Source organism: Sulfitobacter sp. SK011 (genome assembly GCF_003352065.1).
In the GTDB taxonomy this organism is placed as follows: Bacteria; Pseudomonadota; Alphaproteobacteria; order Rhodobacterales; family Rhodobacteraceae; genus Sulfitobacter.
The window spans coordinates 2,398,360-2,413,875 of record NZ_CP025803.1 but is presented as its reverse complement, the minus strand read 5'-3'; the positions used below and the strand labels follow the sequence as shown (position 1 = coordinate 2,413,875).

General features: G+C 57.1%; 14 protein-coding genes. 10 read left to right on the top strand and 4 right to left on the bottom strand.

The genetic code is table 11. The annotated features are described in order from the left end of the window. The first annotated feature begins 417 nt into the window (after nucleotides 1-417). Nucleotides 418-1,389 (top strand): adenylate/guanylate cyclase domain-containing protein, encoded by a 972-nt coding sequence (locus tag C1J02_RS11885; RefSeq protein ID WP_114878773.1) that lies wholly within the window; start codon nucleotides 418-420, stop codon nucleotides 1,387-1,389. 129 nt (nucleotides 1,390-1,518) lie between these two features. Here the strand turns inward: C1J02_RS11885 and bmt are convergent, their stop codons facing one another. Beyond that, complete coding sequence (gene bmt, locus C1J02_RS11880) at nucleotides 1,519-2,532, bottom strand: betaine--homocysteine S-methyltransferase (RefSeq protein WP_114878772.1); 1,014 nt, start codon at nucleotides 2,530-2,532, stop codon at nucleotides 1,519-1,521. A gap of 191 nt (nucleotides 2,533-2,723) precedes the next feature. Continuing rightward, nucleotides 2,724-3,041, bottom strand: coding sequence for a DUF1476 domain-containing protein (locus C1J02_RS11875; protein WP_114878771.1), 318 nt, complete (start codon nucleotides 3,039-3,041; stop codon nucleotides 2,724-2,726). Between the two features lie 172 nt (nucleotides 3,042-3,213). Here C1J02_RS11875 and purC point away from each other — a divergent pair, with 172 nt between their 5' ends. The 5 genes from purC to C1J02_RS11850 are packed head-to-tail and all read left to right on the top strand — an operon-like array spanning nucleotide 3,214 to nucleotide 8,059. Continuing rightward, nucleotides 3,214-3,975 (top strand): phosphoribosylaminoimidazolesuccinocarboxamide synthase, encoded by a 762-nt coding sequence (gene purC / locus C1J02_RS11870; RefSeq protein WP_114878770.1) that lies wholly within the window; start codon nucleotides 3,214-3,216, stop codon nucleotides 3,973-3,975. 52 nt (nucleotides 3,976-4,027) lie between these two features. Beyond that, nucleotides 4,028-4,258, top strand: a complete 231-nt coding sequence (purS, locus tag C1J02_RS11865; RefSeq protein ID WP_114878769.1) for a phosphoribosylformylglycinamidine synthase subunit PurS — start codon at nucleotides 4,028-4,030, stop codon at nucleotides 4,256-4,258. Then, the gene (gene purQ / locus C1J02_RS11860; protein ID WP_114878768.1) at nucleotides 4,258-4,926 is read left to right on the top strand and encodes a phosphoribosylformylglycinamidine synthase subunit PurQ; all 669 of its coding nucleotides are present in this window, start codon (nucleotides 4,258-4,260) and stop codon (nucleotides 4,924-4,926) included. Before purS ends, purQ begins: the two co-directional genes overlap by 1 nt. A 36-nt stretch (nucleotides 4,927-4,962) precedes the next feature. After that, complete coding sequence (locus tag C1J02_RS11855) at nucleotides 4,963-6,720, top strand: ATP-binding protein (RefSeq protein WP_114878767.1); 1,758 nt, start codon at nucleotides 4,963-4,965, stop codon at nucleotides 6,718-6,720. A gap of 4 nt (nucleotides 6,721-6,724) precedes the next feature. After that, complete coding sequence (locus tag C1J02_RS11850) at nucleotides 6,725-8,059, top strand: sigma-54 dependent transcriptional regulator (protein WP_114878766.1); 1,335 nt, start codon at nucleotides 6,725-6,727, stop codon at nucleotides 8,057-8,059. 28 nt (nucleotides 8,060-8,087) lie between these two features. Here the strand turns inward: C1J02_RS11850 and C1J02_RS11845 are convergent, their stop codons facing one another. After that, a complete protein-coding gene (locus C1J02_RS11845) occupies nucleotides 8,088-8,378 on the bottom strand; it encodes a hypothetical protein (RefSeq protein WP_114878765.1) in 291 nt (96 codons plus the stop codon). 565 nt (nucleotides 8,379-8,943) lie between these two features. Between C1J02_RS11845 and C1J02_RS11840 the strand changes: the two genes are divergently transcribed. After that, complete coding sequence (locus tag C1J02_RS11840; protein WP_114878764.1) at nucleotides 8,944-11,670, top strand: ribonuclease E/G; 2,727 nt, start codon at nucleotides 8,944-8,946, stop codon at nucleotides 11,668-11,670. Between the two features lie 52 nt (nucleotides 11,671-11,722). Here the strand turns inward: C1J02_RS11840 and C1J02_RS11835 are convergent, their stop codons facing one another. After that, nucleotides 11,723-11,950, bottom strand: coding sequence for a sulfurtransferase TusA family protein (locus C1J02_RS11835; protein ID WP_114878763.1), 228 nt, complete (start codon nucleotides 11,948-11,950; stop codon nucleotides 11,723-11,725). Nucleotides 11,951-12,054: 104 nt separating this feature from the next. On the opposite strand from C1J02_RS11835, the gene C1J02_RS11830 reads away from it, so the two are divergent. Genes C1J02_RS11830 through C1J02_RS11820 form a run of 3 tightly spaced genes read left to right on the top strand, consistent with a single transcriptional unit; the run spans nucleotide 12,055 to nucleotide 15,445 of the window. Continuing rightward, nucleotides 12,055-12,807 carry a cytochrome c biogenesis CcdA family protein gene (locus C1J02_RS11830; RefSeq protein WP_114878762.1) on the top strand — a complete coding sequence of 251 codons (753 nt, stop codon included), beginning with the start codon at nucleotides 12,055-12,057 and terminating at the stop codon, nucleotides 12,805-12,807. A 53-nt stretch (nucleotides 12,808-12,860) separates the two neighbouring features. Continuing rightward, nucleotides 12,861-14,096, top strand: a complete 1,236-nt coding sequence (locus tag C1J02_RS11825; protein ID WP_114880533.1) for a hypothetical protein — start codon at nucleotides 12,861-12,863, stop codon at nucleotides 14,094-14,096. Beyond that, nucleotides 14,093-15,445, top strand: a complete 1,353-nt coding sequence (locus tag C1J02_RS11820; protein ID WP_114878761.1) for a cytochrome P450 — start codon at nucleotides 14,093-14,095, stop codon at nucleotides 15,443-15,445. The genes C1J02_RS11825 and C1J02_RS11820 overlap by 4 nt, the downstream gene beginning before the upstream one ends. Nucleotides 15,446-15,516: the final 71 nt, after the last annotated feature.

The window sequence follows — 15,516 nt, the reverse complement described above, 5'->3', positions numbered from 1 at the left end:
GACTACCGAAAGAAAGCTGAGGTGGCATCACTTTTTATTGTTGGTGAGTGCGAGGAAGTGGCGGTTGAACGATTGGGTTTCGGGACAACAGCGTCATCCAAGCGGTGTGATTGGTTTTGGCGTCGAGAGGCGAGCTAGTGCAGTTATGGTTGGTTTGAGGTAGTATTTGGTGTCAGATGTGCGGGACGAAGCGGACGTTGGATTTGCATCTACTGAGTACCGATATGGCTAAACTTTCAGGCACTCGCACTCAGATTTGTTGTCTTTCTCAACGCCTGTACCTGTGTCCCTTCTGGTTTCTTCCTTGATTACCTGCGCACCCTTCGGCAGCATGAATGGACAAGTGGTCAAACAGAGCAGATTTCGGATGAAGAAACACACTTTCAGCGAGCTTCGCCAATGTGGGGATTATGAAGCGTGATTAAAACTTCTCCTGAGTTGCTTGCTGTTACGGAGCGCTGGTTTGAGGCGATCAGGACCCGCAGAACGCACGTTTTGAAGGATTACCTATCAGATTCATCCGAATTGCGTTTCATCGGAACTGGCGAAGATGAATTCTGGAAAGGCCAGGCCGTCCGCGACGGTGTCGCTGACTTCATTGGCGAAATGCCCGAGCCGGATGTGTGGGAAGTCCTTGAAGCTGAAGCCTTCGAAAATGGGGATACGGGCTGGTCAGCTTTCCTCCACCGGGTTGGATTTCCGGGACTTGGAAACGCCTTTATCGTCCGCACCGTGCTTGTTTTCGTGTTGGAGGGCGCATCCTGGAAAATCATAAATAGGCACGCGTCGCTTCCCTTTCCAAATATGGAATTCGTTGGCAGCGAGCAGTTGGCGATCCAGAGCCTTGTAATTGCCGCGTTGGAAGACGGCCCCGAATTACTTCAAACTGAAGGGCTGGCCTCGGTGCTCTTTACCGATGTGGAAGGCAGTACGACGCTCGCCGCCGCCATGGGCGACCAACGTTGGTCCGCTTTGATAGACCAACATTTTCAGACTGTTGAGAGTATTATTAAGGAGCATCGCGGACAGTTCGTAAAGTCGCTGGGAGATGGAACACTGTCCAGTTTTCCATCCGCAAATGAGGCGCTTCTCGCAGCGATCAAAATGCAGATGGCCGTAACCTTGACCGAAGCGGAGCCGCGTTTGGGTTTGCGGGTTGGCATTCACACAGGCGATGTCGTGTTGGCGCGTGGCGACTTCTTCGGAACCGTGGTCAACAAGGCGGCCCGCATAACTGCGTCAGCCAATGCAGGCGAAATTCTTGTATCGGACGTCACACGTGCCATGGTTGGCGGAAAACAGGAGTTCAACTTTTCGGACGCGAAATCGGTATCCCTCAAGGGGCTGCCAAAAGATCACACCGTCTACCGATTGGAATGGATGGAATAGTTTCGTCTGAACGGAGCAAAGATATAACAGCAAGACCAATTAATGATGGCGAACTTGGACCAAGTGAGGTCCGCTTTGGGCTCAAACCAGACATTCGAGAATTTATTCAACTCATTTGCGGGACACTTCTTACCCGCGACGCCGCCCGCGACGTTCTGCGCGAACCGGGCCTTTGCCATCCGTCCCATCACTTGCAGACGAAAATGCACCAAGTGCGGCAACAATTTCTTCCAATTCGGGTGCGGCCCCTTTGGGCCTTGTGTCTAGTGCGGTGCGCATCGCGACCAAGTGCTCGGGCATGGTGCCGCAGCAGCCGCCAATGATCGTTGCACCGCAATTGCGGGCCATAACAGCATATTCCGCCATCAGTTCGGGCGTGCCATCATAGTGAATGTGACCTTCATGGTATTTGGGGATGCCCGCGTTGCCCTTGGCGATGATCGGCAGATGGCCGCCTTTGGCGGCAAATCCAAGCACCGTGCGCAACAGGTCCGATGCGCCCGTGCCGCAATTGGCACCGTAGGCCTGTGGCGTGTTGTCGAGGCCATGCACCATGTCCACCATCGCCTCGGATGTCAGGCCCATCATTGTGCGCCCGGCAGTGTCAAAGCTCATGGTGCCAACCCAGTCCAGACCGGCAAGCGCGAAGCCTTCGGCGGCGGCCTTGTATTCCTCTGGCGCGCTGATCGTCTCTAACCAGCCGATGTCCGCACCACCGGCCTTGAGGCCATCGGCCGTTTCGTGGAACATCTCAACGGCAACGGCATGGCTGAGAGTTCCGACTGGCTCCATAATCTCGCCTGTGGGGCCAACCGATCCTGCGACAATGACTTTGCGGCCGGCTTTGTCGGCGACCTCGCGGCCCAGTTCGGCGGCGACCCTGGACAGTTCATGCACGCGCTTTTGTGCGCCGTGCAGCTTGAGGCGCGATGCATTTGCGCCAAAACTGTTGGTCAAGAATAAATCACTGCCCGCGTCTACGGCACCTTTGTAAAGAGCGATGATTTTCTTTGGCTCATCGGTGTTCCACATCTCGGGCGCGTCACCTGACATCAGCCCCATGTTGAAAAGGTTCGTGCCGGTCGCACCATCCGCAAGAAGCGTGCCTTTTTCGGCCAAAAGATCGGTAAAGGCGTTGGACATGCTGCAAACTCCGCACAAAAACAATTTACCCTGATCTCACACCGCCAACTATAGGGCAACCTCATAATCTTCATCTTGATTATGAAATTGGTGAAGGTTCAGCGCGGGGCGCAGCATCACAAGAAAAAGCGCCGTACAGTTGACTGCACGGCGCGTGTTTTTAAATCAAAGCCGGCGGTTAAGCCGCTGATTTACTGTATTTCCGTCATGATCTGCGCTTTGGCCTCGGCCATCAGCGACACCATCTTGGCGCGGATCGTTGCTTCATCGGCCTTATCGCCCAGATCGCCAGACACCTTGCGATAGACGTCTTCATCACCGGCTTCTTCGAAATCGGATTTGATCACCTCGCGGGCGTATTCGGCAGCCGCTTCGCCGGATTTCCCCAACAGTTCCGCGGCCCATAGACCCAACAGCTTGTTGCGGCGGGCTTCGGCCTTGAACTGCATGTCGGCGTCATGGGCAAATTTGTTCTCAAAGGCATTTTCGCGGTCGTTAAAGGTGCTCATCGTATGTCTCCGGTTTTTGGCGATGCGTTGGCTTATGATATGCGGCTTTGATCCTGTTTGCGCAAGAGGCACCCAATATGGCGGCAAAACCTTGCAGCGTATCGGGGGGTGTACTATGAGGCCCCTAAGCGGCGGGGGATACCCTCCCGGCCAAAAGACGGAAGGGATGCCAATGGCCCGGCGCAAAAAGATTTACGAAGGCAAAGCAAAGATTCTGTATGAAGGCCCGGAACCGGGTACAATTGTGCAGTATTTCAAAGATGATGCGACCGCCTTTAATGCGCAGAAAAAGGACGTGATCGAGGGCAAGGGCGTGTTGAACAACCGTCTTTCTGAATATTTCATGACCGGCCTCAATCAGATCGGCGTGCCCACGCATTTCATCAAGCGCCTGAACATGCGCGAACAACTTGTCCGCCAGGTCGAGATCGTGCCGCTTGAGGTGATCGTGCGCAATTATGCTGCCGGCACCATGTCCACGCGGCTTGGCATTGAGGAAGGCACGCAATTGCCGCGCCCGATTGTTGAATATTGCTACAAGGACGACGCGCTTGGCGATCCTTTGGTGACAGAAGAGCATATCGCGGCCTTTGGCTGGGCCAGCCAGCAGGACATGGAAGATATTCTGTCACTGGCGCTGCGGGTAAACGATTTTCTGTCTGGCGTGATGATGGCGGTCGGTATCCGTCTGGTGGATTTCAAGATCGAGATTGGCCGGGTTTATGATGGTGATTTCCAGCGGCTGATCGTCGCGGATGAGATCAGTCCGGACAGTTGCCGATTGTGGGACATCGAAACGGGTCAGAAGCTGGACAAGGATGTGTTCCGCCGCGATCTGGGCTCGTTGACGGATGCCTATACCGAAGTGGCCAAAAGACTGGGCGTGATGCCCAAGACATCGACACCGATCACAAAGCCGACTTTGATCAACTGAGGCTGATGTCGATTTTGAGTATTTTTGGCGAAAAGAAGCTGGGAGACATAGCGTGAAAGCACGTGTGCATGTGATGCTGAAGAATGGCGTATTGGACCCGCAGGGCGAAGCCGTGCGCCATGCGCTTGGGGCCATGGGCTTTGATGGCGTGAACGGCGTGCGTCAGGGCAAAGTGATTGAGCTTGATCTGGCGGAGGGGACCTCTGAGGCGGATGTGACGGCGATGTGTGAAAAGCTGTTGGCCAATACGGTGATCGAATCCTATTCGGTGGAGATGGGCTGATGCATGCTGCGGTTGTTGTTTTTCCCGGATCAAACTGTGACCGTGATCTGGCGGTGGCGTTCAAGGCCGCCGGTGCGCGGGTGACGATGGTCTGGCACAAAGACAGCGAACTGCCACAGGGTGTTGATATTGTGGGGATCCCCGGCGGCTTTTCCTATGGAGATTATCTGCGCTGCGGGGCCATCGCGGCCAATTCGCCGATCTGCAAATCGGTGGCGGCCCATGCGGGGCGCGGCGGGTATGTATTTGGGGTGTGCAACGGCTTTCAGGTCCTGACAGAGACCGGATTGTTGCCGGGCGCTCTGCTGCGCAATGCCGGGTTGAAATACATCTGTAAAACCGTGGGGCTGAAGGTCGAAACATCGAGCAGCGACTATACCAAGGGGTATAATGCGGGCGATGTGATCAACATTCCGATTGCGCACCACGATGGCAATTATTTTGCCGATGCTGACACCATTGCAGAGCTGCAGGGCGAGGACCGTGTTGCGTTCACCTATACGGACAATCCCAACGGGGCACAGGCCGATATTGCCGGCATCCTGTCTGAGAACCGGCGCGTGTTGGGGATGATGCCCCACCCCGAACGGGCCGCGGATGCAGGGCATGGCGGTACCGATGGGACGGCGCTCTTTCGCGCATTGGCCGGGGCGCTGATCACAGCGTGACTTGAGTGCGCCCTGCCATCGGCGTAGATTACGCCCATGAGCGACGCCCCCGAACAAAATACCAGCCTGGCTGTTTCATGGCGGATCAGGTTTGCCATTGCAGTGCTGATGGCGTTTGCGGTTGTGACGATCTCGATCACCAACAAGCTGCTGACCAACCGTTTCACCGAAAGCACGCGCAGCCGGGCTGAGCTGCGTATCGCACTCTACAGCGGTAATTTGCTAGCTGAGCTGCGCCAAAACGCGATTGTGCCGCAGCTTCTGGCGCGTGACCCGACGCTGATCAACGCCTTGGATCTGGCCAATTATTCCTTGTCCACACAGCGGCTTATTTCGTTTGTCGATGAGATCGGTGCCGCGTCCCTGATGCTTTATGACATTGACGGGCGCACCGTGGCGGCCACGGATCGCAATCATTTGGGGTCCGCGCATCGCTCAGAGCCCTATTTCGTAGACGCAATCCGGTCCAACGCGACCATTTTCAGCACCATCAAGCGCGAAACCGGCGGATATCGCTTTGTCTATTCGCGCCGCATCCAGGACGGGGGCACAACTTTGGGTGTGATCGCTGTTGAGGTCGATCTGCAGAAATTTGAGCGCGCATGGGCGGGCATTTCGGACGCGGTCATCGTGATGGACAGTTCGGGCGAGATTATTCTGGCGACCGCCCCCAAATGGCGTGGGCTGACCGAGCCGGAGGCTTTGGCCAGTCACACCCCGCAAAGTGCCATTGAACGCGCGATCAAGGCCACCGCCGATTGGACGGCTTTGCCGCCTGATGCCTATCTGCAGGGCGAGGCGGTGATGCGGCTTGAGAACAAGATCCCGTTTCGGGGCTGGCGGATGACCAGCTATACCACTTTCGCTTCGGTGCGCGAACGGGTGAACGGCGTGTTGGCCCTTGAAGTGATGGGGTTTGCGATTCTGCTGGCGCTGACCTTTTATTTCCTGAGCCGCCGGACAGCGGGACGGCTGGCGATTTTCCAACGGGAGTCGGCCAAACTTCGCGCATTGAATGCCGCACTACAGCGAGAAATTGCCGAACGTAAACGGGTGCAGGAAACGCTTGCCGTGGCCGAACAAACCCTTGAACAATCCAGCAAATTGGCCGCTTTGGGCGAGATGTCTGCGGCTGTCAGTCACGAGCTTAACCAGCCCCTTGCGGCGATGAAGACCTATCTGGCAGGTGCGCGTCTGTTGCTGCGGCGAAACCGCCCCGAAGAGGCGCTGTCATCCTTTGGGCGCATCGATGATCTGATTGAGCGGATGGGGGCGATCACCCGGCAGCTCAAATCCTATGCCCGCAAGGGTCAAGAGGCGTTCAGCCCTGTGGATATGGGGGCTGCGCTGGCTTCCAGCCTGTCGATGATGGAACCGCAATTGCGCCAGCGCCACGTTCAGATCAGCCGTATTCTGCCGGAGACACCGGTTGAGGTGATGGGCGACCGGATGCGCATTGAGCAAGTGATGGTGAACCTCTTGCGGAACGCGCTGGATGCCACCAAGTCAGAACGTAACCCGCAGGTGGATATCATTCTGTCGGCGGGCGAAACTGCGACACTGACGGTGCGCGACAATGGCCCCGGCATTGAAGACCTCGATGCGCTGTTTGAGCCGTTTTACACGACCAAGCAGCCGGGCGACGGTGTGGGTCTGGGGCTTGCCATTTCGTCGGGTATCGTGAACGACCTTGGTGGACGGCTGACAGCGCGCAATGGCCAAACAGGCGGCGCGGTCTTTGAAATGCAACTGCCCATTCTGGGCGCTGAGACAAATGTAGAGGCGGCGGAGTAAGCACATGGCACAGGCAATGAAAATCGCGATCGTCGACGACGAACAGGACATGCGCCAGTCGATCAGCCAATGGCTGGCGCTGTCGGGATATGACACCGAAACTTTCGCAAGTGCCGAGGATGCGCTCAAAAACCTTGGCCCTGATTATCCGGGCATTGTGATCTCGGACATCAAGATGCCGGGCATGGACGGCATGCAGTTCCTGAAAAAGCTGATGGGATCAGACAGTGCTTTGCCGGTAATCATGATCACCGGGCATGGCGATGTGCCAATGGCGGTTGAGGCGATGCGCGTCGGTGCGTTCGATTTTCTGGAAAAGCCGTTCAATCCGGACCGGATGAGCGAGCTGGCGAAAAAGGCGACCAATGCGCGGCGGCTGGTGATGGACAACCGGGCACTGCGCCGTGAGCTTTCAGATGGCGGCCAGTTGATGAAAAAGCTGATTGGCCAAAGCCCGGTGATGGAGCGGTTGCGCGAGGATATACTTGATCTGGGTCAGGCCGATGGTCATGTCTTAATCGACGGCGAAACCGGTACCGGCAAGACGCTGGTCGCTCATGCGCTGCATGCAGTGGGGTCGCGCGCAGGCAAGAAATTTGTGCTGGTCAGCTGTGGTGCCTTCGAAGAAGACGCGCTGTCAAAACGCCTGTTTGGCCCGATGCAACCCGAGGACGCGCAATTGCCCGCCATCGAAGAGGCACGCGGTGGCACCCTGGTGTTGGAGGATATCGAAGCGCTGTCAGAGACATTGCAGGCGCGGTTGCTGAGCGTCATCAATGAACAGGGCACGCCGGCTGAAACCCGGATTGTTGCCATCTCGAACCTGCAGGAAGCCGGGCGCACGTCAGAGGATGCCTTGCGCAGCGATCTCTTTTACCGGCTGGCGGCCTTGCGGATCACTGTGCCGCCGCTGCGCCAGCGCGGTGAGGATATTCTGACATTGTTCACGCGGCTAAGCGATCAGTTTGCCGATGAATATGGCTGTGACGCACCGCAGGTGTCTGCGCAAGAGGCCGCACAACTGCTGCAGGCCCCGTGGCCCGGCAACGTGCGTCAGTTGATCAACGTGGCGGAACGCGCCGTGCTGCAATCGCGACGGGGGTCGGGCACCATCGCGTCCTTGCTGATGTCTGACCACGATGAGATGCAGCCGGTGATGACGACCGAGGGTAAACCGCTCAAGGAATATGTTGAAGCGTTTGAAAGGATGCTGATCGACAACACGATGCGCCGCCACAAAGGGTCGATTGCCAGTGTGATGGATGAGTTGTGCCTGCCGCGCCGGACATTGAACGAAAAGATGGCCAAATATGGCTTGCAGCGGTCAGATTACCTCTGACCGCATCACATGTCACAAACGGGCCGGATCAGCCGGTTTGCTGTTCCACAATCTGTGTTGCCTTGCCATTGGCGTCGGTCACACATGTCCAGCTTCGCGCGTTCGGGACGTCCACGATGTGGCGGCCCGTTTCAATGACAGGGATTGTTGTGTTGATCGCTGCGGATTTATTGCCCGATTCCTTGGCAACCGCCGCAACACAAGATTTCTGACCGCGCACTTCAGCCAATGCGACAGTATCGCCCGCGACGGCAACTTCGTCACAGGCGGCAACAGCCAGCAGGGAAAGGCATAGGGCAGGGCGCAGTAGATATCGCATGAGGTGGTTCCTTTGGGTCTTGGCTGCCGCAACATGTGCCCCGGCAAAATTGGCAGATGATCCAGAAGGGGCAGGCCGATCCGGGAGTGGCGAATGTTCCTAGCATCGGTGTTTTTGTCAAGCGATGCAGACATAAAATACGCATTGCCCAAATTGAGCCGAGATTGCCCATTGTCATTTGACCTGCAAACACTTTAACTAGGATGATAGGGACACTGACGCTTTTGGGCGTCTGATGTATCTCTTGAAAGTTTCGCTGCATTTGCAGTCTACGTTAGGGACGCAATGCAGACCGATTGGGCCAGAAATGGCCGGAGAACCGCTGATGCTTTGATGAGTTAAGGCTCTGAAGAGAAACAGTAAATTAATGGATGTGAAGCGACGTTGCGTTGACTTCATGTCGGAGAAGAACCGCGATGACGCGCGCAGAAGCCAAGAGCAGACGATCAGAGGCCGTTTTCGGCCCCGTCCTGTCCGTGTCCAAATTCGCCCTGACAAGTCACACCCTGCAAACCAAAGGCCCCCCAGGGTCTGTCGTTTCGCGGGCATTGTGCAAATTGGACTTATGCCTAAAAAAATGCTTATCGATGCCACCCACGCCGAAGAAACGCGCGTGGTTGTGGTGGACGGAAACAAAGTTGAGGAATTTGACTTTGAATCTGAAAATAAACGCCAGCTCGCCGGGAACATCTATCTAGCCAAGGTCACGCGGGTCGAACCGTCGCTTCAGGCGGCGTTCGTGGACTATGGTGGAAACCGTCATGGATTTCTGGCGTTCTCGGAAATTCACCCTGACTATTACCAGATCCCCGTGGCCGACCGTCAGGCGCTGCTCGAAGAAGAGCGCGCCTATGCCGAACAGCAGGCGGCAGAGGATGAAAAACCCAAACGCACGTCACGCTCACGGTCGCGCAGCCGCTCCAAGCCCAAGGCTGCGGACACCATCAGCGATGATGCGACAACCTCAACCGAGATTGAGGGCATGGAAACCGTTGATCTGGCGGATGACGAAGAAGTCGAAGTCGATGAAAACGTGGCCTCCTCGCCGATGGAGCGGGTTTCAGAGACGCCTGTAGAGACCCCCGCAGTTGGCGAAGAAGACGATTCGGATGACGATGATGATACCGCGGGTAACAGCCCGGATGCGGCTGAAAAGGATGAGAACATCGAATCTGTCGCCGATGAGGACGACAGCGAGGACATTCGCCCGGCGCGCAAGCCACGGCCCAAGCGCTATAAGATTCAGGAAGTCGTAAAAGTCCGCCAAATTCTGCTGGTTCAGGTGGTCAAGGAAGAACGTGGTAACAAGGGTGCCGCCCTGACGACATATCTGTCTTTGGCCGGTCGCTATTGCGTCCTGATGCCCAACACGGCGCGGGGGGGTGGCATCAGCCGCAAGATCACCAATGCCGCGGACCGCAAGAAGCTGAAAGAAATCGCCAACGAGATCGAAGTGCCACGGGGCGCAGGCCTGATTGTGCGCACCGCCGGTGCGAAACGCACCAAGGCCGAGATCAAGCGCGACTATGAGTATCTGCAACGTCTGTGGGAACAGATCCGCGAACTGACGCTGAAATCCATCGCACCTGCAAAGATTTATGAAGAGGGCGATCTGATCAAACGGTCGATCCGCGATCTTTATAACCGCGACATTGACGAGGTGTTTGTCGAAGGTGAGCGCGGCTACCGCATCGCCAAAGATTTCATGAAAATGATCATGCCGAGTCACGCCAAAAACGTGAAACTCTACTCAGAGAACCTGCCGCTGTTTGCGCGCTATCAGGTGGAAACCTATCTTTCGGGCATGTTCAACCCCACGGTTCAATTGCCGTCGGGCGGTTATATCGTGATCGGTGTGACCGAAGCATTGGTGGCGGTTGACGTCAACTCTGGCCGGGCAACCAAGGAAGGCTCGATTGAGCAAACCGCGCTCAAGACCAACCTGGAGGCCGCTGCAGAAGTGGCGCGCCAGTTGCGTTTGCGCGACCTTGCCGGTTTGATCGTCATTGACTTTATCGACATGGACGAGCGCAAGAACAACGCGTCCGTCGAAAAGATGATGAAAGACAAGCTCAAGACCGACCGTGCGCGCATTCAGGTGGGCCGGATTTCAGGCTTTGGCCTGATGGAAATGTCGCGTCAGCGTCTGCGCCCCGGAATGATCGAGGCGACAACGCAACCCTGTCAGGCCTGTCACGGCACCGGGTTGATCCGGTCTGATGACAACCTCGCGCTCGCCATTCTGCGCCAGATCGAAGAAGAAGGCACCCGCCGCCGGTCACGCGAAGTGCTGGTGCGTGCGCCGGTGGGCATCGCCAACTTCCTGATGAACCAGAAACGCGAACATATCGCCCATATCGAGGCGCGCTATGGTCTGTCGGTGCGGATCGAAGGCGATCCAATGTTGATCAGCCCTGATTTCTCGCTTGAAAAGTTCAAGACCGCGACGCGGGTTGTGGCCCCGGCATCGGCGCATGTGGTGTCGGTTGATACATCTTTGATGGATCAGATTGACGAGGATGAGGCCGACACATCCAACGGTGATGACGAAGCACCGGAAGCTCCGGGCAGCAGCACGCCAAGCAACGGTCACATCCAAAATGATGAGAATGGCAAGGGTGACGGTGAAGGCAAACCCAAACGTCGTCGCCGGCGGCGGCGCAGCCGCAAAAAGCCGGGCACCGGTGATTATCAGAATGGTGATGCTCAGAATGGCGATGCCAGTGACGGGTCGCCGGAGGGTGATCGGCCTGAACAGCCTCAGTCAGAGGATGCGTCTGCGCCCAAGGATGCGACGGCAGAGGCCGCTGATGGTGACAAACCAGCAGACAAGCCAAAGCCAACCAGCCGCAGCAGATCGCGCAGCAGCGCCAGCAAATCCAAGGCCAAGGTCGAAGCCGAAGGCGCTGTTGATGCGGACGCCAAGACGTCAGAGGCGGTTGAGGAAACCGCCAAAGCCGAGGATGCGCCAAAGCCCAAGGCAAAATCCACACGCGCGCGCACCACAAAGCCGAAGGCGGAAAAAGCTGACGCAAAGCCGGATGAGGCTACAGCAGAGGATGCAGGCGAGGAAAAGCCCAAGCCAAAGTCGACTCGCAGCCGTGCCAAGCCAAAACCAAAGGCAGAACCTGCGGCAGAGCAGGCACCTGAGCGGGTGGCAAAGGTCGAGCCAGCGCCTGAGGCAAAGCCGGAACCGACACCCGAGCCTGTGGCCGCCGAACCCGCCCCTGAGCCGGAAAAGCCCGTCGCCAAAAAGCCCAAGCGCAAGGGGTGGTGGTCGCTCGGCGGTTAAGGTTGGGAGTGATACTAACAAGAAAGGCAGGCCCAGCGGCCTGCCTTTTGCGTTAACCGCCTTTACGCACCAGATAAATCTGGGCCGCACCTTCGGTTGATGTCTCGATCAGGTGATGCCCGGCTTCGGTACAAAAGTGCGGCACGTCGATAATTGCCGCTGGATCATCCGCGCGGACCCGCATGCAATCGCCCGGCGTCAAAGCGGCCAGCCGCTTTCGCAATTTCAAAACGGGCAGGGGGCAGAGCAGCCCGGTCGCATCAAGGTCATGTATCTTCATAACGAGTGAGATAGGCCAGATGTTACATCCCGTCCACAGGCTTGTGACCGAACGGCGGTGCAACGGGGCGTGACGGCGTCAGTGATCCCCGCTAAGGGTAGGGCATGTTTGGAATAGAATTGATCGACGCCGGGTTAATCCCTGCCATGATGATCGCCTTGGTCGCGGGCGTGATCAGCTTTTTGTCGCCCTGCGTTTTGCCCATCGTGCCACCCTATCTGGCCTATATGAGCGGGGTGTCCCTGGGCGATATGTCCAATGTTGCGGCTGCACGCCGGCGCGCGACGGTGGCGGCAGTGTTCTTTGTTCTGGGGCTGAGCACGGTCTTTTTGATCCTTGGCTTCACGGCATCTGTCTTTGGGGCTTTTTTCCTGCAAAATCAGGTGCTTTTTGCCAAGATATCCGGGGTCGTTGTGATCATATTTGGTCTGCATTTTCTGGGCGTCTTTCGCATCCCGTTTCTGGATCAGGAGGCGCGTCTGGACGCCGGCGACAAGGGGGGATCCAGCTTTGGGGCCTATATCCTTGGGCTTGCTTTTGCCTTTGGCTGGACGCCCTGCATCGGCCCGCAACTGGGTGCGATACTATCCCTGGCGGCGACTGAAGCATCCGTGGCGCGCGGCACATTGCTTTTGGGGATATATGCCGCTGGTCTGGGCATTCCTTTCCTGCTGGCCGCGATGTTTATCACCCGTGCAATGGGCGTGATGAACCGCATCAAGAAGCATATGAAGCTGATTGAGCGCGCGATGGGCGTGCTGCTGGTGGCAGTTGGACTGGCGCTGCTGACAGGGGCCTTTACGACTCTTTCCTTCTGGTTGCTTGAGACATTTCCAAGCCTCGCCACCTTGGGCTAAACGTCTTACTCTTGCCCAAAAACGCAGGTAAGCTGCGGGACAAGAGGGCAGACATGGGCAATCACACTTCAGGTCAGGTGACACGTCGCCGGGTGTTTTACATTCCCGGCTACGATCCCATTCACCCCCGCCGCTACCGCGAGCTCTATCGCAAGGAAGGGGCCGCGCAGGCCGCGATTTCGGGCTATGATATTGCGCTCGAACCCAATTCGGGAAGTGAGAACTATGGCTGGCAGGTCAAAGGGTTGATAGGCGGCGTTGAAGTGGATGCGCAGGTCGACGTGCTGGTCTGGTCCGACATTGTGCGCGAGAGCATGAACACCTCGATCCCAGCCACCTATCTGCAGCTTTTGCGCACCGCCTGGGTCTATATCGCCTCAGGCGCGCTTTGGCGGCTGATGAAACTGCGCAAGGGTCCAGTGATTGCGGCGCTTTACCCGGTGGGGATGTTGCTGGTTCAATTGATGCTTGCGGCGGTGCTAGGCTGCGTAGTGGTCTTTGGAATATCTGCCCTTCTTGTCCCTTTCATCGGGGTCTTTGCCTATGTCCTCGCACTTCTTACCGGCGGGGCGTGCTTTTATGCGCTGCTGCGCTGGTTCAAAAAGAAAGATGGCAGGTTTTTTGCCTACTACCTGATGCATGACTATTCCTATTCTGCATCTTCAAAAGGGGCGATTCCACCTAAGTTGGAAACGCGTATTGCCGCGTTTTCCAACACCATCGCAGTGGCCTTGGCAGAGGATGTGGATGAAGTGTTGATCGTGGGCCATTCATCTGGCGCACATCTTGGCGTGTCGATCCTGGCCGATCTGATCCGTACGGGCGGCGTGCCCGGCGATGGCCCTGCGCTGTCATTTCTGTCACTGGGACAGGTGGTGCCGATGGTATCGTTCTTGCCAGATGCCCATCGGCTACGCGCGGATTTGCAGTATCTCTCTGCACGCGATGAAGTGACGTGGGTCGATGTGACCGCCCCCGGCGACGGCTGCGCCTTTGCCCTGTGTGACCCGGTGTCGGTGTCGGGCGTGGCACCCCCTGATAAGAAATGGCCCCTGGTGTTTTCCGCAGCATTTTCCCAAACCCTCAGCCCTGAAAGGTGGAAAGACCTGAGGTGGCGGTTTTTTCGCCTGCATTTTCAGTATCTGTGCGCCTTTGATCAACCGGGCGACTATGATTATTTTCAGATCACGGCGGGGCCCATGACCTTGGCTGCGCGCTATGGTGCCCGTGCGCCCTCCAAGTCGCGCATTGACCATGCGGTCAGTAAATACAGGTCTGTTGCTGCATGAAACCGCCACCCAAGCCCGCCAGCCGCCCGGACAAGGTATCGCTCTGGCGGTATGCCAGGTTGTTCCGTGCTGACATCCTGTCGGCCCAGCCGGCGCGGCTTTATCGGGCGTGGATGGCTGAATTCAGGACGCCGTTTTTTCGCAGCTATCTGATCAACCAACCCGAGTTGATCAAGACCGTGCTCAAGGACCGTCCCGATGATTTCCCCAAGTCGGACAGGATCAGCGAAGGGTTGCGGCCCTTGCTGGGCAAATCGGTGTTCCTGACCAATGGCGAGACATGGAAACGCCAACGCCGCATCATTGACCCCGCGTTTGAAGGGGGCCGCCTGCGCGAGGTGTTTCCAGCCATGTGGGATGCCGCAGAAGCGACAGCGACACGGCTTGAGGCTCAGGTCGGTCAGGTGATCGAAGTTGAGGTTGAAACCAGCCATGCGGCGGCAGATGTGATCTTTCGCACGCTCTTTTCAATCCCGATTGACCATCATCTGGCCCGTGCGGTTTTTGACGCCTTCAAAACCTATCAACGGTCGCAGCCATTATTGAACCTTGCGGCCTTTATCCCGCTACCGCGCTGGATGCCGCGGCTCTTTCGCAAAGGCACACGCACCAGTGCTGCAAAAATTCGCAGCCTGATCACCGAACTGACCACGATCCGCATGGCCGATATTGAGGCCGGTACCGCCCCTGACGATCTGGCGACCAAGATCATGACCACCGCCGACCCGGTGACAGGGGATCGCTTCAGCACCGATGAAATGGTTGATCAGGTAGCGATATTCTTTCTGGCCGGACATGAAACAAGCGCGTCGGCATTGGCGTGGACGCTCTATCTGATGGCGACCCATCCCAACTGGCAGGACAAGCTGGCAGAGGAAGCCAAGGCATTGAAGACCTGCGATTTTGCTGTGATGTCGAAGCTTAAGCTCAGCCGTGATGTGTTTCGTGAGGCACTGCGGCTTTATCCGCCGGTGCCGATGATGGTGCGCGAAAACACCTGTCCTGAGCGGTTTCGCGACCGGGATGTGAAACCGGGCGCGCAGCTTGTGCTCAGCCCTTGGCACCTGCACCGTCATGAACGGCTTTGGGACAACCCGGATGGCTTTGACCCGACCCGCTGGCACAGTGAGAACGGTCAAAAATGCGCGCGCGAGGCTTTTATTCCGTTCTCATCGGGTCCGCGTGTGTGCACAGGCGCGGGGTTTGCGATGGTTGAGGGGCCATTGATCCTGTCGCGGATATTGCGCGATTTCCGCGTTGCCGCAGTGCCGGTGCGCGTGCCGGTCCCAGTGGCGCATCTGACCGTGCGCTCGGCCAGTGGTATATGGCTGAGACTTGAGCGGCGGTAGGTTCTATCATCGCAGCGGCCTTTGGATTAACATCAGGTTTAACGGAATCAGTAGACGAAGGTGAGTGTTTC

Bases quoted from the DNA above. Each gene is read 5' to 3' on its own strand.
- bmt (WP_114878772.1), bottom strand. From the start codon at position 2,532: ATGTCCAACGCCTTTACCGATCTTTTGGCCGAAAAAGGCACGCTTCTT.
- C1J02_RS11875 (WP_114878771.1), bottom strand. From the start codon at position 3,041: ATGAGCACCTTTAACGACCGCGAAAATGCCTTTGAGAACAAATTTGCC.
- purC (WP_114878770.1), top strand. From the start codon at position 3,214: ATGGCCCGGCGCAAAAAGATTTACGAAGGCAAAGCAAAGATTCTGTAT.
- purQ (WP_114878768.1), top strand. From the start codon at position 4,258: ATGCATGCTGCGGTTGTTGTTTTTCCCGGATCAAACTGTGACCGTGAT.
- C1J02_RS11855 (WP_114878767.1), top strand. From the start codon at position 4,963: ATGAGCGACGCCCCCGAACAAAATACCAGCCTGGCTGTTTCATGGCGG.
- C1J02_RS11850 (WP_114878766.1), top strand. From the start codon at position 6,725: ATGGCACAGGCAATGAAAATCGCGATCGTCGACGACGAACAGGACATG.
- C1J02_RS11845 (WP_114878765.1), bottom strand. From the start codon at position 8,378: ATGCGATATCTACTGCGCCCTGCCCTATGCCTTTCCCTGCTGGCTGTT.
- C1J02_RS11840 (WP_114878764.1), top strand. From the start codon at position 8,944: ATGCCTAAAAAAATGCTTATCGATGCCACCCACGCCGAAGAAACGCGC.
- C1J02_RS11835 (WP_114878763.1), bottom strand. From the start codon at position 11,950: ATGAAGATACATGACCTTGATGCGACCGGGCTGCTCTGCCCCCTGCCC.
- C1J02_RS11830 (WP_114878762.1), top strand. From the start codon at position 12,055: ATGTTTGGAATAGAATTGATCGACGCCGGGTTAATCCCTGCCATGATG.
- C1J02_RS11825 (WP_114880533.1), top strand. From the start codon at position 12,861: ATGGGCAATCACACTTCAGGTCAGGTGACACGTCGCCGGGTGTTTTAC.
- C1J02_RS11820 (WP_114878761.1), top strand. From the start codon at position 14,093: ATGAAACCGCCACCCAAGCCCGCCAGCCGCCCGGACAAGGTATCGCTC.